16 protein-coding genes and 1 pseudogene are annotated in these 19318 nt (G+C 71.4%); 10 read left to right on the top strand and 7 right to left on the bottom strand.

What is annotated here, in order from left to right; genetic code table 11:
* Positions 1 to 4 precede the first annotated feature (4 nt).
* Positions 5 to 1477: a tRNA (N6-isopentenyl adenosine(37)-C2)-methylthiotransferase MiaB gene (gene miaB, locus AB0I21_RS02350; RefSeq protein ID WP_360558435.1), complete on the top strand. Its 1473-nt coding sequence runs from the start codon at positions 5 to 7 to the stop codon at positions 1475 to 1477.
* 283 nt (positions 1478 to 1760) lie between these two features.
* On the opposite strand, the gene AB0I21_RS02345 is transcribed toward miaB, so the two are convergent.
* Positions 1761 to 3320, bottom strand: coding sequence for a hypothetical protein (locus tag AB0I21_RS02345; RefSeq protein ID WP_360558433.1), 1560 nt, complete (start codon positions 3318 to 3320; stop codon positions 1761 to 1763).
* A gap of 119 nt (positions 3321 to 3439) precedes the next feature.
* Positions 3440 to 4840: a GTPase HflX gene (gene hflX / locus AB0I21_RS02340; protein WP_360558431.1), complete on the bottom strand. Its 1401-nt coding sequence runs from the start codon at positions 4838 to 4840 to the stop codon at positions 3440 to 3442.
* A gap of 113 nt (positions 4841 to 4953) precedes the next feature.
* On the opposite strand from hflX, the pseudogene AB0I21_RS02335 reads away from it, so the two are divergent.
* A pseudogene (locus AB0I21_RS02335) lies at positions 4954 to 6354 on the top strand (NAD-dependent malic enzyme); the annotation flags it as partial.
* A gap of 132 nt (positions 6355 to 6486) precedes the next feature.
* On the opposite strand, the gene dapF reads toward AB0I21_RS02335, so the two are convergent.
* Genes dapF through AB0I21_RS02320 form a run of 3 tightly spaced genes read right to left on the bottom strand, consistent with a single transcriptional unit; the run spans position 6487 to position 8877 of the window.
* Positions 6487 to 7338, bottom strand: coding sequence for a diaminopimelate epimerase (dapF, locus tag AB0I21_RS02330; protein ID WP_354888565.1), 852 nt, complete (start codon positions 7336 to 7338; stop codon positions 6487 to 6489).
* Positions 7339 to 7342: 4 nt separating this feature from the next.
* On the bottom strand, positions 7343 to 8254 hold the full coding sequence (gene miaA / locus AB0I21_RS02325) for a tRNA (adenosine(37)-N6)-dimethylallyltransferase MiaA (protein WP_360558454.1): 912 nt from the start codon (positions 8252 to 8254) through the stop codon (positions 7343 to 7345).
* Positions 8245 to 8877 (bottom strand): class III extradiol dioxygenase subunit B-like domain-containing protein, encoded by a 633-nt coding sequence (locus tag AB0I21_RS02320; protein WP_360558453.1) that lies wholly within the window; start codon positions 8875 to 8877, stop codon positions 8245 to 8247. Before AB0I21_RS02320 ends, miaA begins: the two co-directional genes overlap by 10 nt.
* Before the next feature lie 232 nt (positions 8878 to 9109).
* Here AB0I21_RS02320 and AB0I21_RS02315 point away from each other — a divergent pair, with 232 nt between their 5' ends.
* Positions 9110 to 10318 (top strand): DUF349 domain-containing protein, encoded by a 1209-nt coding sequence (locus AB0I21_RS02315; protein WP_360558429.1) that lies wholly within the window; start codon positions 9110 to 9112, stop codon positions 10316 to 10318.
* A 690-nt stretch (positions 10319 to 11008) separates the two neighbouring features.
* Here the strand turns inward: AB0I21_RS02315 and lexA are convergent.
* Positions 11009 to 11689 carry a transcriptional repressor LexA gene (lexA, locus tag AB0I21_RS02310; protein ID WP_344503255.1) on the bottom strand — a complete coding sequence of 227 codons (681 nt, stop codon included), beginning with the start codon at positions 11687 to 11689 and terminating at the stop codon, positions 11009 to 11011.
* Between the two features lie 254 nt (positions 11690 to 11943).
* Here lexA and AB0I21_RS02305 point away from each other — a divergent pair, with 254 nt between their 5' ends.
* The 3 genes from AB0I21_RS02305 (at position 11944) to AB0I21_RS02295 (ending at position 16138) form a co-directional block, all read left to right on the top strand.
* Complete coding sequence (locus AB0I21_RS02305) at positions 11944 to 12408, top strand: LysM peptidoglycan-binding domain-containing protein (RefSeq protein ID WP_360558427.1); 465 nt, start codon at positions 11944 to 11946, stop codon at positions 12406 to 12408.
* Positions 12409 to 12674: 266 nt separating this feature from the next.
* On the top strand, positions 12675 to 13223 hold the full coding sequence (gene nrdR / locus AB0I21_RS02300; protein WP_360558425.1) for a transcriptional regulator NrdR: 549 nt from the start codon (positions 12675 to 12677) through the stop codon (positions 13221 to 13223).
* A 65-nt stretch (positions 13224 to 13288) separates the two neighbouring features.
* On the top strand, positions 13289 to 16138 hold the full coding sequence (locus AB0I21_RS02295) for a vitamin B12-dependent ribonucleotide reductase (RefSeq protein WP_360558423.1): 2850 nt from the start codon (positions 13289 to 13291) through the stop codon (positions 16136 to 16138).
* Between the two features lie 53 nt (positions 16139 to 16191).
* Here AB0I21_RS02295 and AB0I21_RS02290 read toward each other — a convergent pair whose 3' ends face one another.
* Positions 16192 to 17100: a LysR substrate-binding domain-containing protein gene (locus AB0I21_RS02290; protein ID WP_360558421.1), complete on the bottom strand. Its 909-nt coding sequence runs from the start codon at positions 17098 to 17100 to the stop codon at positions 16192 to 16194.
* A gap of 22 nt (positions 17101 to 17122) precedes the next feature.
* Here AB0I21_RS02290 and AB0I21_RS02285 point away from each other — a divergent pair, with 22 nt between their 5' ends.
* The 4 genes from AB0I21_RS02285 to AB0I21_RS02270 are packed head-to-tail and all read left to right on the top strand — an operon-like array spanning position 17123 to position 19287.
* Positions 17123 to 17965 (top strand): NAD(P)-dependent oxidoreductase, encoded by an 843-nt coding sequence (locus tag AB0I21_RS02285; RefSeq protein WP_360558419.1) that lies wholly within the window; start codon positions 17123 to 17125, stop codon positions 17963 to 17965.
* Entirely contained in the window at positions 17965 to 18357 is a 393-nt protein-coding gene (locus tag AB0I21_RS02280) for a RidA family protein (RefSeq protein WP_360558417.1), read from the top strand. Before AB0I21_RS02285 ends, AB0I21_RS02280 begins: the two co-directional genes overlap by 1 nt.
* A gap of 58 nt (positions 18358 to 18415) precedes the next feature.
* Positions 18416 to 18679, top strand: coding sequence for a hypothetical protein (locus tag AB0I21_RS02275; protein ID WP_360558416.1), 264 nt, complete (start codon positions 18416 to 18418; stop codon positions 18677 to 18679).
* A gap of 11 nt (positions 18680 to 18690) precedes the next feature.
* Positions 18691 to 19287: a hypothetical protein gene (locus tag AB0I21_RS02270; protein ID WP_360558415.1), complete on the top strand. Its 597-nt coding sequence runs from the start codon at positions 18691 to 18693 to the stop codon at positions 19285 to 19287.
* Positions 19288 to 19318: the final 31 nt, after the last annotated feature.

Below are 19318 nucleotides of genomic sequence, written 5' to 3'. Positions count from 1 at the left end.
TGCTATGACTGAGACCCCTCGCAGCTTCAAGGTCATCACCTACGGCTGCCAGATGAACGCGCACGACTCCGAGCGCATCTCCGGCCTTCTCGAGGACGCCGGCTACGTCCCGGTGCCCGCCGACGCCGAGCCCGACGTCGTCGTGTTCAACACGTGCGCCGTGCGCGAGAACGCCGACAACCGCCTCTACGGCAACCTCGGCCACCTGCGCCCGACGAAGCTCGCCCAGCCCGGCATGCAGATCGCCGTCGGCGGCTGCCTGGCGCAGAAGGACCGCGGCGACATCGTCAAGAAGGCCCCCTGGGTCGACGTCGTCTTCGGCACCCACAACATCGGCTCGCTGCCGGTGCTGCTGGAGCGCGCCCGCCACAACGCCGCCGCCGAGGTGGAGATCCTCGAGTCGCTGGAGGTCTTCCCCTCCACGCTGCCGACCCGGCGGGAGTCCACCTACGCCGGCTGGGTCTCCATCTCCGTCGGCTGCAACAACACCTGCACCTTCTGCATCGTCCCGGCCCTGCGCGGCAAGGAGAAGGACCGCCGCCCCGGCGACATCCTCGCCGAGGTCCGCGCCCTCGCCGCCGAAGGTGTCCTGGAGGTCACGCTCCTCGGGCAGAACGTGAACTCCTACGGCGTCGAGTTCGGCGACCGGCTCGCCTTCGGCAAGCTGCTGCGGGCCTGCGGCGACGTCGAGGGCCTGGAGCGGGTCCGCTTCACCAGCCCGCACCCGAAGGACTTCACCGACGACGTCATCGCCGCGATGGCCGAGACGCCCAACGTCTGCCACTCGCTGCACATGCCCCTGCAGTCCGGCTCCGACGCTGTTTTGAAGGCGATGCGCCGCTCGTACCGCGCGGACCGCTACCTGGGCATCATCTCCAAGGTGCGCGACGCCATGCCCGACGCCGCCATCACCACCGACATCATCGTCGGCTTCCCCGGCGAGACGGATGCCGACTTCGAGCGCACCCTCGACGTGGTCCGCGCCGCCCGCTACTCCAGCGCCTTCACCTTCCAGTACTCCAAGCGCCCCGGCACCCCCGCCGCCACCATGGACGAGCAGGTCCCGAAGGCGGTCGTGCAGGAGCGGTACGACCGGCTGATCGCCACCCTGGAGGAGATCAGCTGGGACGAGAACAAGAAGCTCGTCGGCACCCCGGTCGAGGTCCTGGTCGCCGTCGGTGAGGGCCGCAAGGACGGCGCCACCGGCCGCATGTCGGGCCGCGCGCGCGACGGGCGCCTCGTGCACTTCGCCACCGACCCGTCGGTGACGCTGCGCCCCGGCGACATCGTGCACACCACCGTCACGTACGCCGCCCCGCACCACCTCAACGCCGACGGCCCCCTGCTGTCCCACCGCCGCACCCGCGCCGGCGACGCCTGGGAAGCCGGCCGCGTCACCCGCACCCCCGGCGTCTCCCTCGGCATGCCCACCATCGGCACCCCACCCCCGTCCCCCTCCCCGGCTCGCTCCTGCTGATCCACCCCACGCCGCTCGCTCATGATCCGGAAGACTTCTTGTCGCCATAGCCACAACAACTCTTCCGGATCACGAGAACCCGTCCACGCCCGCAATCGGCAAGCTGGCCCTCCCGTGATCCCGTGCGGTTCTGGTGGTCAGGGCTACCGGAACCATCCGGGATCATGGGAGACGGGGCTGGTGGCAACCGGTTGAGCGGTCGACGGGTTGTGTTCTGTGATCCCCTGCGGGGTTACCGGAACCGTTCGGGATCAGGAGAGAGCACAGGGCGGGGGCGCGGGGTTCAGCGGTGGGGGGCGTAGCCGCGCTCGTAGCCGTCGTGGTCGCCTGGGTGGCCGGAGCCGTAGGCGCCGCGCTGGTCGTAGCCGGGCTGGGGGGCGCCGTACATGCCGCCGCCCTGCGGGGCCGGGGGCGGGAAGCCGCGGGGCTGGTCGTAGGACGGCGGGGCGAAGCCGGGCTGGTGGTTGAAGTCGCGCGGGTCGGACGGGTGCGAGCCGCCGCCGAAGCCGCCGTTGCCCGCGTTGCCGCCGCCGCCGAAGCCGCCGTCGTTGCCGCCGAAGGGGCCGGGGTCGCTGGAGAAGCCGCCGGCGGCGCCGGACGCGCCGTAGACCGTGCCGCCGGGGGCGGCGGCGCCGCGGGCGGCGGATGCGCCGGGGCGGGCGCCGTAGACGGTGCCGGTGGTGTTGTCGTCGGACGGCGGGGCGTCGTCGTCGCCGGGGCGGGGGGCGGAGCCGCGGATCGGGCCGGAGGTCGCGGCCGCGAGGCGGCGGGCGGCGCGGGAGCGGCGGATGCCGATGATGCCGGCGACCACAAGGATCAGGCCGAGGATGCCGACCGCGGCCACCATGTACGTGATGTCCTGCAGCGTCAGGTTTTCCAGGAACGACCGGTCGTCGGGCTTCGGGGTCGGCAGGACCGCGCCGCCGCCCTTGCCGGGCGTGACGTTCTGCGGGGTGTACCGGAGGATCGGCGCCTTGACGTCGGCGGGGACGTCGGAGGCGGTGATGTACTGCTTGCCGTCGGTCGAGTAGGTGATCGCCTCACCGCGGGCCTCGTTGGGCAGCGGGGTGATGCGGGGCTTGCCGCTGGTGATCGCCTTGACGACGTCGCCGTCCTTGACGTCGAACTCGTAGGCGTCGGAGTAGGTGCGGATGACGACGCGGGTGCCGTCGGGGGCGGAGGCGGCGCCGGTGATCGCCTTATAGCCGAGGAAGGAGAGCGGGTTGGGCGTCTTCGTCTCCTGGGGCGCGAACGTGCCCACCTGCTTGAGCTTGACGCCCTTGGTGGTGTTGGGCTGCAACGGGCCCTCGGGCACCCAGATCTCGCCGACGGGCTCCTTGGTGATGATGATCGGCGTGCCGTCGCCGTTGAGCAGCAGGGCCTCGGCGTCGCGCTTCTTGCCGTCGGGGTACGCGAGGCGGTTGATGACCGGGGCCTTCGCGCCCTTCGCCAAGGTCCAGACCGCGACCGTGGGGCGCGGCGCGGCGCTGCCGCCGGACGCTTCCGTGTTGTCACCGATGTCGGCGATCCACAGCGTCTCGTTCTTGTCGATCGCGAGGTCCTCGGGGTCGCGGGCGACCGGGTCGTAGTTGACCGGGGTGCCGACGACCTTGCAGCTCGCGTCGAGGGTGAAGATCCTGGCCTTGCCGCCGGCGGGGGCGCTGTCGTTGATCGCGTAGTAGCCGGTGGCGGTCGCGACGAGACCGGAGATCTCGTTGATCTTCGATGAGTCGGGGGTGCAGACGGTCTGGCCCGCGCCCGCGACCGGGGACTGGCCGGTGGTGGCGGACGGGCTCGGAGCGGCCGCGGCGGGGGCTCCGAGCCCCAGGAGCTGACTCGTCACCACGCCACAAGCCGCACTCAAAGCCAGGCCCACCCGCTGTCGCATCGCACAAGTTTGGCAGAGCCGGACCAGATGTGGGTGCGCCCGGTCCGGCTCTCACTCGCAGTGATCGGATAAACCTACGACTTCACGGCAAATGGGGCCAGCTCCGCCGCAAGGGCGTCGTTGATCCGTGCCCGGATCCGCGTGCCCTCCGCCAGGTGGGCGGTCTCCAGCACCTCACCGATCGTGTGGACCCTGGCGACCAGGTCGCCCCGCTCGTACGGCACGACGGCCGTCAGCTCGATCGCCGGCCACGGCAGCCGCTGCTCCAGCGCGGCCTTGACCGCGTCGATGCCCGAGCCGGTGCGCGCGGAGGCGAACACGGCGTCCGGCCAGAGTGACTTCAGCCGCAGCTGGGTCTCCTCGTCGGCGGCGTCGATCTTGTTGACGACGAGCAGCTCCGGCACGGTGTCGGCGCCCACCTCGGCGAGCACCTCGCGGACCGCGCGGACCTGCTCCTCGGGGTCGGCGTGCGAGCCGTCCACGACGTGCAGGACCAGGTCGGCCTCGGCGACCTCCTCGAGCGTGGAGCGGAACGCCTCGATCAGCTGGTGCGGCAGGTGCCGGACGAACCCGACCGTGTCCGACAGGGTGTAGAGCCTGCCGTCGTCGGTGCGGGACCGCCTGGTCGTCGTGTCCAGGGTGGCGAACAGCGCGTCCTCCACCAGTACGCCGGCGCCGGTGAGCCGGTTGAGCAGGCTCGACTTTCCGGCGTTGGTGTACCCGGCGATCGCGACGCTGGGCACCCGGTTGCGGCGCCGGGTGGCGCGCTTGGTGTCGCGGATCGTCGCCATCGCGGCGATCTCGCGCTTGAGCCGGCTGATCTTCGTGCGGATCCGGCGCCGGTCGGTCTCGATCTTGGTCTCACCGGGGCCGCGGAGGCCCACGCCGCCGTTGCCGCTGGCGGAGCCACCGGCCTGCCGGCTCAGCGCCTCACCCCAGCCTCGCAGCCGCGGCAGGAAGTACTGCAGCTGCGCGAGCTCGACCTGGGCCTTGCCCTCCTTGCTCTTCGCGTGCTGGGCGAAGATGTCCAGGATCAGCGCGGTCCGGTCGATGACCTTGACGTTGACCTTCGCCTCCAGGGTCCGCAGCTGCGAGGGGGACAGCTCCCCGTCGCAGATGACGGTGTCGGCGCCGCTGCTCTGCACCACGGCCCGCAGCTCGTCGACCTTGCCGGAGCCGATGTAGGTGCTGGAGTCGGGCCGGCTGCGGCGCTGGATCAGCCCGTCGAGGACCTGCGACCCGGCGGTCTCGGCGAGCGCGGCGAGCTCCGCGAGGGAGTTCTCCGCATCGGTGGCGGTGCCTTCGGTCCACACCCCGACGAGCACGACCCGCTCGAGGCGCAGCTGGCGGTATTCGACCTCGGTGACGTCGGCGAGCTCGGTCGACAGACCTGCGACACGGCGAAGCGCATGCCGCTCCTCGAGCTCCAGGCCGTCGCCGTCCTCGGCGAGATCCCAGGATTCTGCGGCAGTCACTCGCAACATGTTCTCCTAAAGTCGATCAGTACAACCCTCCAATCGTGACACTTCATCGGCCATACGGCACTTGATATGTCCCCCCGCGCCGCCGGGTGAACGTGCGAGTGAGAATGGGGTACGTGACGACTGCCACGCACCGATTGCCCAGCGCCGGGTTCTCAATCACGATCCGTGTCTCCGTCCGTGCCGACGCCTCGGCGATCGGGCGCCTTACCACCGCGGTCGGCGAGGCGGGGGGTGTCGTCACCGCGGTCGACGTCGTCGACTCCGACAGCACCGCCGTCGTGGTCGACCTGACCTGCGACACCGCCGACTCCGCGCACGCCGAGCAGGTCGTCTCCTGCCTCGAGAAGCTCGACGGCGTCGACGTGCGGAAGGTGTCCGACCGCACGTTCCTGCTGCACCTCGGCGGGAAGATCGAGGTCACCCCGAAGGTCGCCCTGCGCAACCGCGACGAGCTGTCACGGGCGTACACGCCCGGGGTGGCCAGGGTCTGCCTCGCGATCGCCGAGAACCCGGACGACGCCCGCCGCCTCACCATCAAGCGCAACACGGTGGCGGTCGTCACCGACGGCTCCGCCGTGCTCGGCCTCGGCAACATCGGCCCGGCCGCCGCGATGCCCGTCATGGAGGGCAAGGCGGCGCTGTTCAAGCGGTTCGGCGGCGTCGACGCGTGGCCGGTCGCCCTCGACACCCAGGACACCGAGGAGATCATCGCGATCGTGCGGGCGATCGCCCCCGCCTACGGCGGCATCAACCTCGAGGACATCGCCGCGCCCCGCTGCTTCGAGATCGAGGAGCGGCTGCGGGCGATGCTGGACATCCCCGTGTTCCACGACGACCAGCACGGCACCGCGATCTGCGTCCTCGCCGCGCTCACCAACGCGCTGCGGGTGGTCGGCAAGTCCATCGGTGACATCAGGGTCGTCGTGAGCGGTGCCGGCGCGGCCGGCACGGCCATCATCAAGCTGCTCCTGCACCAGGGCGTCGGCGACGTGATCGCCACCGACCGGCCGGGTGCCCTGCACCGCGGCATGTCCGGCCTGTCGGGTGCGTGGCAGTGGCTCGTCGACAACACCAACAAGTCCGGCTACTCGGGCGGCCTCAAGGGCGCGGTCCGGGGCGCGGACGTGTTCATCGGGGTCAGCGCCCCGAACCTGCTCACCGGCGACGACATCGCGACCATGGCGCCCGGCTCGATCGTGTTCGCCCTGGCCAACCCCGACCCGGAGGTCGACCCGCGGGAGGCCCGCGAGCACGCGGCGATCGTCGCGACCGGCCGCTCCGACCAGCCGAACCAGATCAACAACGTGCTCGCCTTCCCGGGCGTCTTCCGCGGGATGCTCGACGCGCAGGCGCGCGAGTTCACCGAGGCGATGGCGATCGCGGCGGCGCGGGCGATCGCGGACACCGTCGGCGAGGACAAGCTCAACCCGAGCGTCATCGTGCCCAGCGTCTTCGACGCGAGGGTCGCCCCGGCCGTCGCCGCCGCTGTCAGGGCCGCCGCGAAGGGCGTCCACCTGGACAGCACCGTCGACGGCACGGCGGAGGCGGAGCCGACGCCCGTCGAGCAGCCGTAAGGCCACCAGGCCGGCCCGGGGCGAAACAACCCCCTGGGCCGGCTCAACGGCTGCGGAGCCGGGTCAGAAGGTCGGGGCCAGCTGCCGGATCGCCTGGGCGTCGACGTCACCGTGCGCGACGATCACGGCCGGCCCGGCGAGCAGGAACTCCGAGCCGGTCTGCGTGATCGTCAACCGGCCGCCCGCCACGTCCACGACGACCACGCCGGTCTCCAGGCCGGCGTGCTCGAGGGCGACCGCCGCCACCGCGCACGCGCCGGAGCCGCACGACTGGGTCTCGCCGGAGCCGCGCTCGTAGACGCGCATCCGCCGGTACAGGTCGGCGCCGGCCGGAGGCGACCCGGCCGCGGCGAACTCGACGTTGACGCCGGCGGGGAAGATCAGCGGATCGATCCCGGGGGCGTGGCTCAGGTCGAGCCGCTCCAGGGTCGGCTCGTCGACCGGGCACACCAGGTGCGGGTTGCCGACGTCCACCGCCGTGCCCTCGAACACGCGTCCCTCGCTGGTGGCCTCGCTCTGCACGTACACCCGCGGCATCGGCATCCCGGCGGCGATCTCCTCACCGATGGTGACCGGCACCACCCCCGCGCGGGTGACCAGGTTGAACGACCCCTCCGGCGCGACCAGGCCGGCCTCGGCGAGGTAGCGGGCGTAGACGCGCACACCGTTGCCGCACATCTCGGACTGGGAGCCGTCCGCGTTCCAGTAGTCCATGAACCACTCGGCCGTCCCCGCGGACGCCTCGGCGTCGGGGTGGGCGGCGCTGCGGACCACGCGCAGGACGCCGTCGGCGCCGATGCCCCGCCGGCGGTCGCAGAGCGCGGCGACGAACGTGGGCGTCAACGGCAGCACGCCGTCGGGGTCGGGCAGGATGACGAAGTCGTTGCCCGTTCCATGTCCCTTGGCGAAGCGCATGGCGTCAATCTTGCCGCACGACCTCCAGCGCCGTCGCAGTGATGTCACCAGCACCACCATCGAGCCACACGATCCGGTCATCCCGGCGGAACCACGACCGCTGCCGCCGGACGAACCGCCTGGTGGCCCGGACCGTCTCGGCCTTCGCCTCCGGCTCATCCGACAAACCGGAAAAGTGGTCCAATACCTGTTTGTAGCCGAGCGCGGCGCCGGCGGTCCGGCCGTCGCGCAGGCCGACCTTCTCCAGGGCGCGTACCTCGTCGACCAGGCCCGCGGCCCACATCGTGTCCACCCGCGCCTCGATGCGCTCGTCGAGCACCGCCGTGTCGACGTCCACGCCGAGCTGCAGCGACTCGTACACGGGACGCGGTTGTGACGGCAGGCGTGCGGTGAACGTGGTGCCGGTCAGCGCGTTGACCTCCAGCGCGCGGACGATCCGGCGGCCGTTGCCGGGCAGGATGCGCTCCGCGGCCTCCGGGTCGGTGCTCCTGAGCCGGGCGTGCAGCGCCTCCGGGCCCACCTCGGCGAGCTCCTGCTCGAGCGCCGCCCGCAGCGCCGCGTCCGTGCCCGGGAAGTCGAAGTCCTCCAGCACGGCCCGCACGTAGAGGCCCGAGCCGCCGACCAGCAGCGGAACCCGTCCGCGGGCGGCGATGTCGTCGATCGCGGCGCGGGCGAGCCCCTGGTACACCGCGACGCTCGCCGGCTCCGTCACGTCCCAGATGTCCAGCACGTGGTGCGGCACCCCGTCACGCTCGGTGACGGAAAGTTTCGCGGTGCCGATGTCCATGCCGCGGTACAGCTGCATCGAGTCCGCGTTGACCACCTCACCGCCGAGCTCGTGGGCGAGCCGGAGGCTGAGCGCCGACTTGCCGGCGGCGGTCGGGCCGACGACCGCGACGACCCGGGTCACCGCCAGCTCGCGACGAGGTAGCCGACGCCGTACGGGGCGGAGCGGTGCAGCAGCTCGGTCGTCTCGGGCCTGCCCACCGCGCCCGCGAGCACCTGCCACGGCGCCCGGCCGACCGCGAGCAGCTCGGTGGCGAGGGCCGGGTCCAGGTCGAGCAGGGCCGCGGTGTCACCCTTGGCGAGGGCGTCGGCGACGGCCGCGTCGAAGCCCTCGGCTCGCGGGTCGTCGTAGCCGGGCGACTTCTCGCCGTGGCACGCGGATCCGTCTCCGAGGATCAAGAGCGCGGCGTCGGTACTGGTCAGCTGCTGCCCCAGTGCTGCGCACTCGCCGGGGGTCGCGTCGGCGGCGACGCTGTAGAACTGGATATTTCCGAAATGTGCGTCCTGGAGCAGCCAGGCGCCGATGAGCAGGCTGAGCGGCAGCGGGCTACTGGTCTCCTCGCCGACGCGTTTGTCGATGCCCCACGGGGCCAGGGTCCCCCCGAACGGTGGCTCACGGCGTACCGTCGACGTGTCGGCACCGACCACGACCAGGGACTCGGCGCCGGACAGGTGCGCCACCGCCACGCGGCAGGCGGCCCGCAGCTCGTCGAGCTCCCCGGCGGCCCCCGCGGCCACCTCCGGCACGAGCATCGGCGGATGTGGGCAGACGGCGGCGGCGACGAGTGGCACGGTCTTAACGTTATCGGGACGGTCTTTGTGGCATCCTGCGGCCCGTTCGGCACCGGAATGGTCACGGTTCGGCCGCAGGCCCTCGACCGCCCCCGGGGCGCACCTGTGAGAATGCCCTGGGGAACTTTGCTGTGCGATGGCGGCGTGACAGTGGGATACCCGATCCCACGGACGCCGGGAGCGAGGATGGCAGATGAGCGAGCCTACGACGTTTGGACGGATCGACGCTGACGGCAACGTCTTCGTGAAGACGGCAGCCGGAGAGCGGGCCATCGGATCGTGGCAGGCCGGCACACCGGAGGAGGGCCTTGCCCACTTCGCCCGCCGGTTCGCCGACCTGGTGACCGAGGTCGACCTGATCGAGGCCCGCCTCGGCAGCGGCGCCGCCGACGCCGGTCAGTCGCTGTCCACCATCAAGCGGCTGCGCAGCGGCCTCGACGAGGCCCACGTGGTCGGTGACATCGACGGGCTCGCCGCCCGCCTCGACAAGCTGACCTCGATCGCCGAGGAGAAGGCCGGCGCCGCCCGCGCGGCCCGCGACGCCGCCCGCGCCGAGGCGCTCACCCGAAAGACCACCCTGGTCGAGGAGGCCGAGCAGATCGCGGCCGACGCGACCGGCTGGAAGACCGCGGGCGACCGCCTCAAGGAGATCCTCGACGAGTGGAAGTCCATCCACGGCGTCGAGAAGAAGGCCGAGAGCGAGCTGTGGAAGCGGTACGCGGCAGCCCGCGACGCCTTCACCCGCCGCCGCGGCGCCCACTTCGCGACCCTCGACGCCAGCCGCAAGCAGGCCCAGGGTCGCAAGGAGGAGCTCGTCGTCGAGGCCGAGCAGATCGCCGAGTCCACCGAGTGGAACGCGACGGCCGCCCGCCTCAAGGAGCTCATGACCGAGTGGAAGGCCGCGCCCCGCGCCGCGAAGGAGACCGAGCAGAAGCTCTGGGAGCGGTTCCGCGCCGCCCAGGACTCGTTCTTCAAGCGCCGCAGCGAGGTCTTCAGCGCCCGCGACGCCGAGTTCAAGGGCAACCTGGACGCCAAGCAGGCCCTCCTGGTCCAGGCGGAGGCGCTCGACGTCGACGCCGACCCGAAGGGCGCCCAGGCGAAGCTCCGCGACATCCAGGCGGCCTGGCACGAGGTCGGCCGCGTGCCCCGCGAGGCGCAGACCGGTCTGGACCGGCGCCTCCGGGTGGTCGAGGACAAGGTGAAGACCGCGATGGACGCCGCCTGGCGCCGTACCCCGCCGGAGGCGAGCCCTCTGCTCGCCCAGATGCGGGAGCAGGTGGCCCGCGCCGAGCAGCAGCTGGCCTCGGCCCAGGCCGCCGGCGACCAGCGCCGCATCAAGGAGGCCGAGAAGGCTCTGGAGAGCAAGCGCAAGTTCCTGGCGATGGCCGAGCACACCGGCTGACCCTCGAGACTTCTCCAGTGGCGGGACCCCGAGCCCGTCCGACATAGAAAGTTGACCACTACACGCCGCGGCGTGTAGTGGTCAACGTCGTTTATGCCCCCACGATGATCCGGAAACTTCTGGTCGCCCGAGCCGCAATAAGTCTTCGGGATCATGAGAAGTGGCTTCGCGGGCCGCTTGCCTGCCGAGGTGCCGCTGGGGGCGGGGTGTCGGTGGATGCTGACCGGTAGGCGCTCTTTTCCGTGATCCGGAAGAGTTGTGGTCGCTCAGGCAACAACAAGTCTTCGGGATCATGAGAAGTGGCTTCGCGGGCCGCTTGCCTGCCGAGGTGCCGCTGGGGGCGGGGTGTCGGTGGATGCTGACCGGTAGGCGCTCTTTTCCGTGATCCGGAAGAGTTGTGGTCGCTCAGGCAACAACAAGTCTTCGGGATCATGAGGGTGGGCTGCTCGTGTGCCGGGGTGGTGATGTCCCGCGGTGGTCGGCGGGGTGTGGTGGGTGCTGGCTGGGTCGGGCGGGGTTTTCCGTGATCCGGAAGGGTTTGGTCGCTCAGGCAACAACAAGTCTTCGGGATCATGAGAGAGGGCGGCTACAGGTGGGGGAGCGGAGACGAAGGGGAGCAACGCGAAGGCCCGCTCGGCCGGGTGGCTGGGCGGGCCCTGAGGCGGGGTGGTGCGGGGAGGAGGGGGAAGGTCAGATGCGGCGGACGACGGTGACGACGCGGCCGAGGATGGTGGCGTGGTCGCCCTCGATCGGGTCGAAGGCGGGGTTCTGCGGCATGAGCCAGACGTGGCCGTCGCGGTTGCGGTAGGTCTTCACGGTGGCTTCGCCGTCGATCATGGCGGCGACGATGTCGCCGTTGTTGGCCGTGGGCTGCTGGCGGACGACGACCCAGTCGCCGTCGCAGATGGCGGCCTCGATCATCGAGGAGCCCTTGACCTGGAGCATGAAGAGGGTGCCCTCGCCGACGAGCTCGCGGGGGAGGGGGAAGACGTCCTCGACGGCCTGCTCGGCCAGGATGGGGCCACCGGCGGCGATGCGGCCCAGGACCGGCACGTAGGCGGGGGCGGGGCGGGCGGCGCGCTCGGCCTCCTCGTCGACGGCGACGAGCTCGCTCGGGGGGCGGACGTCGACGGCGCGGGGACGGTTGGGGTCGCGGCGCAGATAGCCCTTCCGCTCCAGCTCCTTCAGCTGGTAGGCGACGCTGGAGGGGGAGACCAGGCCGACGGCCTCGCCGATCTCGCGGACGCTCGGGGGATAGCCGTTGCGGTCGACGGCGCTGCGGATGAACTCCAGGATGCGCCGCTGGCGGACGGTCAGGTCGGCGGCGAACAGGTCAGGGAAGGCGCTGACCACCGCGGTGACCGCGCGCATCTCCGGCTCGCCTCCGCGGCGGCGGGTGCCGGCCCGGCGGCTGCTGCCGCTGCCGATCGCGGTGACCTCGGCGGATTCGGCGGATTCGTCGGTGCGGTCGTCGGCTGACACGTCGTCCTCCCTCTTGTTGGCACCCGCGGTGGGAAGGCCGCGGGTGCGGACGGGCCTTGAGGGGCCCGCCACCTGACCGCCACCGGGTGTGACGGCGCCGGCTGTCGCAAATTTCGGGTATCCCGATCAATCGTCTCGATCGTGTGTGGATCACCGTATCGCCGAGGTGTGACAGTTTCAAACATCTGTACTACGTGGCGCGCCGATTTTTCGGCGTGTTGCTGGACTCGGGTCTTCCCGCTCTGGTAGACCATCGTACGTCCGTTCGATCGAACGGCTGTACGGAATCGAGGGTTGAGATGCGACAGCACCCGCGAAACCCACCCATCCGGCTCACCCGGCGCGGCCGTGTCGTGCTCTTCTGTCTGCTGCTGGTGGTCGCCGGCGGGCTGTTCACGCTCGTCGCGGCGCCCGGGCAGGCGGCCGACCAGCCGGGGCCGGCACCCGTGGTGATCGTGCAGCCGGGCGACACGCTGTGGGACATCGCGACCCGGCATTCGGGGGGCCGTGGGCGCGACGCGACCATGGAGGAGATCCGCCGTCTCAACAACTTGGACGGCTACAGTGTCGACGCCGGACAGCGGCTTACCCTGCCTCGGCAGCGCTGATCAGGACAAATGTGCGGCGGCCGCTGAGAGCCGCGACACGCAGGGGGCGGAAATCTCCGTTCAACTTGCGTCCACGTAGCGGTCAGGCATAGCGTCTACCCCTAGATGTAGTAGTTACAGGGCTGTAAGCCGTCCACAGGTTGTGGATTCGGCAATCACCCTTACTTACGGTGAAGAACCAGCGGAGGCCAGCATCCAAGGCCGACCGTTGGGCATTCGCGTGCGTTTTGTCAGGACATATCCGACGTAGAATGGAAGGCCATCGCATGCGCTGCCCGTACTGCCGCCACGCCGACTCCCGGGTGGTCGACTCCCGGGAGGCCGAGGACGGCCAGATCATCCGCCGCCGGAGGTCCTGTCCCGAGTGCAGTCGGCGGTTCACCACCGTCGAGGAGGCCGTCCTCGCGGTCGTCAAGCGCAGCGGGGTGACCGAGCCGTTCAGCCGAACCAAGATCATCGCCGGGGTCCGGAAGGCCTGCCAGGGCCGGCCGGTCGACGAGGACGCGATCGCCGTCCTCGCGCAGAAGGTCGAGGAGACCGTGCGCGCCAGGGGTGCCGCCGAGCTGCCGAGCCACGAGGTCGGCCTCGCCATCCTGGCGCCGCTGCGGGAGCTCGACGAGGTGGCGTATCTCCGCTTCGCGAGCGTCTACCGGTCGTTCGACTCGCTGCAGGACTTCGAGCGCGAGATCGCGTCGCTGCGCGCGGCCTCGAACCGCCCGGCCAGCGCGACACAGCACCAGAGCACCGCACAGGGCGCCCCGCAGCACCAGGCGGCGCCGCCACAGGGGGAGCGCGCCGCAGAACCGGTCGGCTGAGCGGCGCCAGTACAAGCGACGAGACACGAACCAGAACACCACCGAAGACAATGAGGGGGCCGCGGATGGCGGGGGAGACGAAGACCAAGGCAGCGTCGCGCAAAGAGGCACAGGGCCTGCGCGTCGAGCGGGTGTGGACGACCGAGGGGGTCCACCCTTACGACGAGGTGACGTGGGAGCGTCGCGACATCGTCATGACCAACTGGCGCGACGGCTCGATCAACTTCGAGCAGCGCGGCGTCGAGTTCCCCGACTTCTGGTCCGTGAACGCGGCGAACATCGTCACCACCAAGTACTTCCGCGGCGCCGTCGGCACCGACGCCCGCGAGCGGTCGCTGAAGGAGCTGATCGACCGCGTCGTGACGGTGTACCGCAAGGCCGGCGAGGACCACGGGTACTTCGCGACGTCCGCCGACGCCGAGGTGTTCGCCCACGAGCTGACCTGGATGCTGCTGCACCAGGTGTTCAGCTTCAACTCGCCGGTGTGGTTCAACGTCGGCACCCAGTCGCCGCAGCAGGTGAGCGCCTGCTTCATCCTCGCCGTCGACGACTCGATGGACAGCATCCTCGACTGGTACAAGGAAGAGGGGCTGATCTTCAAGGGCGGGTCGGGCTCGGGCGTGAACCTGTCCCGGATCCGCTCCTCGAAGGAGCTGCTCAGCAGCGGCGGCACCGCCAGCGGCCCGGTCAGCTTCATGCGCGGCGCCGACGCGTCCGCCGGGACGATCAAGAGCGGCGGCGCGACCCGCCGCGCCGCGAAGATGGTCATCCTGGACGTCGACCACCCGGACGTCGAGGAGTTCATCGAGACCAAGGCGCGCGAAGAGGACAAGATCCGCGCCCTGCGCGACGCCGGCTTCGACATGGACCTCGGCGGCAAGGACATCGTCAGCGTCCAGTACCAGAACGCCAACAACTCCATCCGGGTCTCCGCGGAGTTCATGCAGTCGATCGAGGAGGACGCGGAGTTCGCGCTCCGCTCCCGTCTCGACGGCAGCGTCGTGTCGACGGTCAAGGGCCGCGAGCTCTTCCGCAAGCTCGCCCAGGCCGCGTGGGAGTGCGCCGACCCCGGCATCCAGTACGACGACACGATCAACGAGTGGCACACCTGCCCGGAGACCGGGCGGATCACCGCGTCCAACCCGTGCAGCGAGTACATGCACCTGGACAACTCCAGCTGCAACCTCGCCTCGCTCAACCTGATGAAGTACCTCAACGCCGACGGCTCGTTCGCGGTGGAGAAGTTCGTCAAGTCGGTCGAGTTCGTCATCACCGCGATGGACATCTCGATCTGCTTCGCCGACTTCCCGACCGAGAAGATCGGCGCGACCACCCGCGCGTACCGGCAGCTCGGCATCGGCTACGCCAACCTCGGCGCGCTGCTCATGGCCAGCGGTCTCGCGTACGACTCCGACGGTGGCCGCGCGGTCGCCGCGACGATCAGCAGCCTCATGTCGGGCACCGCGTACCGGCGCTCGGCCGAGCTGGCCGGGATCGTCGGCGCCTACGACGGCTACGCCCGCAACGCCCTGCCGCACCAGCGGGTCATGCAGCAGCACGCCACGGCCAACGACGCCATCACCACCGTCGGCGGGGTCGACGTGGCCATCAAGGTCGCCGCCACCGCCGAGTGGGCCCGGGGCAACGAGATCGGCGCCCGGCACGGCTGGCGCAACTCGCAGGCCAGCGTCCTCGCCCCGACCGGCACCATCGGCCTGATGATGGACTGCGACACCACGGGCGTCGAGCCGGACCTGGCGCTGGTCAAGTTCAAGAAGCTCGTCGGCGGCGGCTCGATGCAGATCGTCAACCAGACCGTCCCGCGCGCCCTGCGCAACCTGGGCTACCAGGAGGAGCAGGTCGAGGCGATCGTCGAGCACATCTCCGAGCACGGCCACGTCGTCGACGCCCCCGGCCTCCGTGCCGAGCACTACAGCGTCTTCGACTGCGCCATGGGCGAGCGGACCATCGCCCCCATGGGTCACGTACGGATGATGTCGGCGATCCAGCCGTTCATCTCCGGCGCCATCTCCAAGACGGTCAACATGCCGGAGGCGGCCACCGTCGAGGACGTCGAGGAGATCTACTTCCAGGGCTGGAAGCTCGGCCTCAAGGCCCTCGCGATCTACCGCGACAACTGCAAGGTCGGCCAGCCCCTGTCGGCCGTCAACAAGTCGAAGAAGGAAGAGCCGGTCGCGGAAGCGCCCGTCGTGCAGGAGGTCGTCAAGACCGAGAAGGTCATCGAGTACCGCCCGGTCCGCAAGCGGCTGCCGAAGAAGCGCCCCAGCTCGACCGTGTCGTTCTCCGTCGCCGGCGCCGAGGGGTACCTGACCGCGTCGTCGTACCCGGACGACGGCCTCGGCGAGGTCTTCCTGAAGATGTCGAAGCAGGGCTCGACCCTGGCCGGCGTCATGGACGCCTTCTCCGTGGCGATCTCCATCGGCCTGCAGTACGGCGTCCCGCTGGAGACCTACGTCAGCAAGTTCGTCAACATGCGGTTCGAGCCGGCGGGCATGACCGACGACCCGGACATCCGCCTGGCCTCGTCGGTGATGGACTACATCTTCCGGCGGCTGGCGCTGGACTTCCTGGACTTCGACACCCGCTCGGAGCTGGGCATCCTCACGAGCGCCGAGCGTGCCGCCCAGCTGCGCGCCGAGGCGGGCGAGCCGGACGTCGACCTGACCGAGATGCGCAACTCCGCCCCGGTCGCGGCCGCTACGAAGCCGGTGGCGAAGCCGGTCGAGGTCGAGACGCCGGCGCCGCGCAAGGTGGGCTCGTCGACCGAGCTGCTCGAACTGGTCCAGGGCAAGGCCGCCGACGCGCCGCTGTGCTTCACCTGCGGCACGAAGATGCGCCCCGCCGGCAGCTGCTACGTGTGCGAGGGCTGCGGCTCCACCAGCGGCTGCAGCTGACCTTCCGTCAAAGGGGGGGGAGCCGGGTGTCCGGCTCCCCCCTTTGCATGCGCTCAGGTGACGGCGAGGTCCCGCAGGACGGCCAGGAAGCCGGTGACCGTCGCGGGCGTCGTCCGGCCGGCGAGGGTGGCGGCCAGGACGGTGCGGGGTGGGAACTCGGCGGGGTCGAGGGGGAGCAGGCGGACGTCGGCGGGGGCGGCGCGGGCGGCCAGGGCGGGCACGAGGGTCACGCCGAGGCCGGCGGCGACGAAGCCGAGCTTGGCGGTCCACTCGGCGGCGACGAAGTCGATCCGGGGGCGGAAGCCGAGCCGCACGCTCGGGCCGAGCAGGGTCTCCTCCGGGGTGGCCGAGCCCGCGATCCACGCCTCGTCCGCCAGCGCGGCCAGCGAGACCGGCGCCGCGGGCGGTACCGACGCCGCTGACGCCAACTCGTGGTGCCGGGGGACCGCGAGGAGGACGGGTTCGTCCAGGATGTGGTGGGTGGTGAAGCGCGGGTCGTCGAACGGGCGGTCGGCGCTCGTCGTCACCAGGGCCACGTCGGCGTCGCCGGCGAGGAGCGCGGCCAGGAGACGGCCGGTGACGCCCTCGATGAGCGACAGGCGGACATCCGGGTGGCCGGCGCGGAAGCGGGCCAGGGCGCGCGGGACCAGCGCGGCGTCGGCGGTGGCGAACGCGCCCACCCGCAGGCGGCCGGCGGTGCCCGCGTGCACGGCGGTGACCTCGCGCCGGGCCAGGGCCAGCCGGTCGAGGACGGCGGTCGCGTGCTCCAGCAGGCAGCGGCCCTCCCCGGTGAGCGCGACCCCGCGCGGCAGCCGGTCGAACAGGCGCGCCCCGACCTCCAGCTCCAGCGCCGCGACCTGCCGGGACACCGCCGACTGCGTGTAACGCAGCGTGGCCGCGGCCGCGGTGATCGAGCGCTGCCGGGCGACCTCCCGGAACACCTCCAGCATCTCCGTCTGCACGCTCCAGACATTCCCACACCGCATGGCGACGATGCCAGACATTCGTTGGTCGCATCGGTCGTACGCCCATACGGTCGGACGCATGCAGAAGATCGCTGTGCTCGGGCTCGGCAGCATGGGGGCGCCGATCGCCCGCCGGCTGGCCGCGCACGGGTTCCCCGTCACGGGATGGAGCCGCACGCCGCGCCCCGTCGAAGGCGTCGCCGTCGCCGCGTCCGCGCGGGAGGCCGTCCGCGACGCCGACGTCGTCATCACGATGCTCACCGACGGCCCCGTCGTCATGTCCGTCGTCGCCGCCGCGGAGCTGCCGCCCGGGGCGACCCTCGTCGAGATGTCCACGATCGGCCCAGACGCCGTCCGGGAGCTCGCCGCCGCCCTGCCCGCCGGCGTGGACCTGGTCGATGCCCCCGTGGCCGGTAGCACCGGCGCCGCCGAGGGCGGGACGTTGAGGATTTTCGCCGGCGGTACTGCCACCGCTGTCGACCGGGTCGCACCGGTGCTCGCCACGCTCGGCGACGTCCGCCGGTGCGGCCCGTCGGGCGGCGGCGCGGCGATGAAGGTGGTGCTCAACACCGCGCTCGTGACCGCGCTGGCCGCGCTGGCCGAGGCGCTGCAGGTCGCCGACGACCTGGGGGTCCCGCGCGCCGACGCCCTGGACGCGCTGGCGTCCGGCCCGCTGGGCAACGCCGTCCAGCGCCTGTCCGCCAAGGCCCGCTTCCCGGTCCGGCTGGCGGCCAAGGACCTCGCCCTCAGCGTCGCGGGCCGGGACCTGCCGGTCGCGCTCGCCGCCGGCCGGCACCTCGCGGCCGCCGACCCCTTGGCGGACCTGTCCACGATCGCCGTCTCATCCCCGAAAGGAACCTGATGCTCGTCCTTGACAACCCGTCCGGCGTGGCGGCACCCGTCGGTGCGTACTCGCACGTCGCCCGCATCGACGCCGGCACCGGTGCGCTGCTGTTCCTGTCCGGTCAGATCGCCCTCGACGACGACGGCGCGCTCGTCGGCCCGGGTGACATGGTCGCCCAGGCCGCGCGCGTGTTCGAGCTGATCGGCGCGCTGCTGTCCGCGCACGGCGCCACCTTCGCGGACGTCGTCAACGTCCGGACGTACCTGACCGACATGGCGATGCTGCCCCTGTACGGCCAGGTCCGCCGCGCCGTCTTCACCGGCCCGCCGCCGACCAGCACCACGGTCGAGGTGTCCCGGCTCTTCCGCGACGGGGCGCTGCTGGAGGTGGAGGTGGTCGCGGCGCTCTGACCTGATCCTTACGTTGTCCCGCGGGGTGCGCTTACCCGCGGGACGCACCATGTCCCCCATGAGACGAACCATCGCCGTCGCGCTCGCGGTCGTGCTGCTGTTCGCCGGCGGGTGCGGGCGCCAGCAGCGGCGCGGCCATCAGCCAGCCGCGGTCTCGACCCAGACGCCGGCCGCGCCGGCCGCCGCCACCACCTCGACCGGCACCGCCGGCTCCGTCGGCTCCGCCGGTACCACCGGCACCGCCGGGGATGTCGACCAGCTGCTCGACCAGGTGGAGCAGCAGCTGTCCGGCGACGCCCAGCCCGCCGACGACGAAGACTGAGAGGGACCTTGATGAAGCGCACCCTGATCGCCCTGACCCTTGTGCTCGCCGCCGTCTTCGTCCCAGGCGCCGCCTGGGCCGAGCCGTCCGCGCGCGCCGCGACCCTGGAAGGGGCCAAGACCGCCGTCGCCGGCCGCATCGACAAGCGGCTCGACGCGCTGAAGAAGTTCGAGACCAACCTGGCCGGCGCGAAGCAGGTCCAGTCCGGCCACCGCGACACCCTCACGAAGCTCATCGCCGACCAGCGCACCGGCCTGACCGCCCTGCGCACGAAGGTCCAGGGCGAGACGACCGCCGCCGCCGTCAAGGCCGACGCCCAGTCGATGGTCTTCGACTACCGCGTCTTCGTCCTCACCGGCCCGAAGGTGCGTCTCACCGCCGCCATCGACACCGAGCTCGCCGTCATCGCCGCGATGCGCTCGCGCCCCGGCGCCGACACCGCGAAGCTGGACGCGGTCGAGGCCACCCTGAAGGGCAAGGTCGACGCCCTCCTGGCCCTGAAGCCGGGCTCCGACGGCGACGCCCTGCGCTCCCAGGTCCAGCCGGTCCGCGCCGCGGCCAAGTCCGCCCACGCGTCCCTGAAGGCGCTGCGCAAGCCCACGAAGTAGGGCCGCGCCCCCGACCCGCGGCGGTCACGCC

The organism is Dactylosporangium sp. NPDC050588 (assembly GCF_040654975.1).
GTDB classification, from domain to species: Bacteria; Actinomycetota; Actinomycetes; order Mycobacteriales; family Micromonosporaceae; genus Dactylosporangium; species Dactylosporangium maewongense.
The sequence above is the reverse complement of the archived record's forward strand: the minus strand, read 5'-3'. Positions and strand labels throughout refer to the sequence as shown.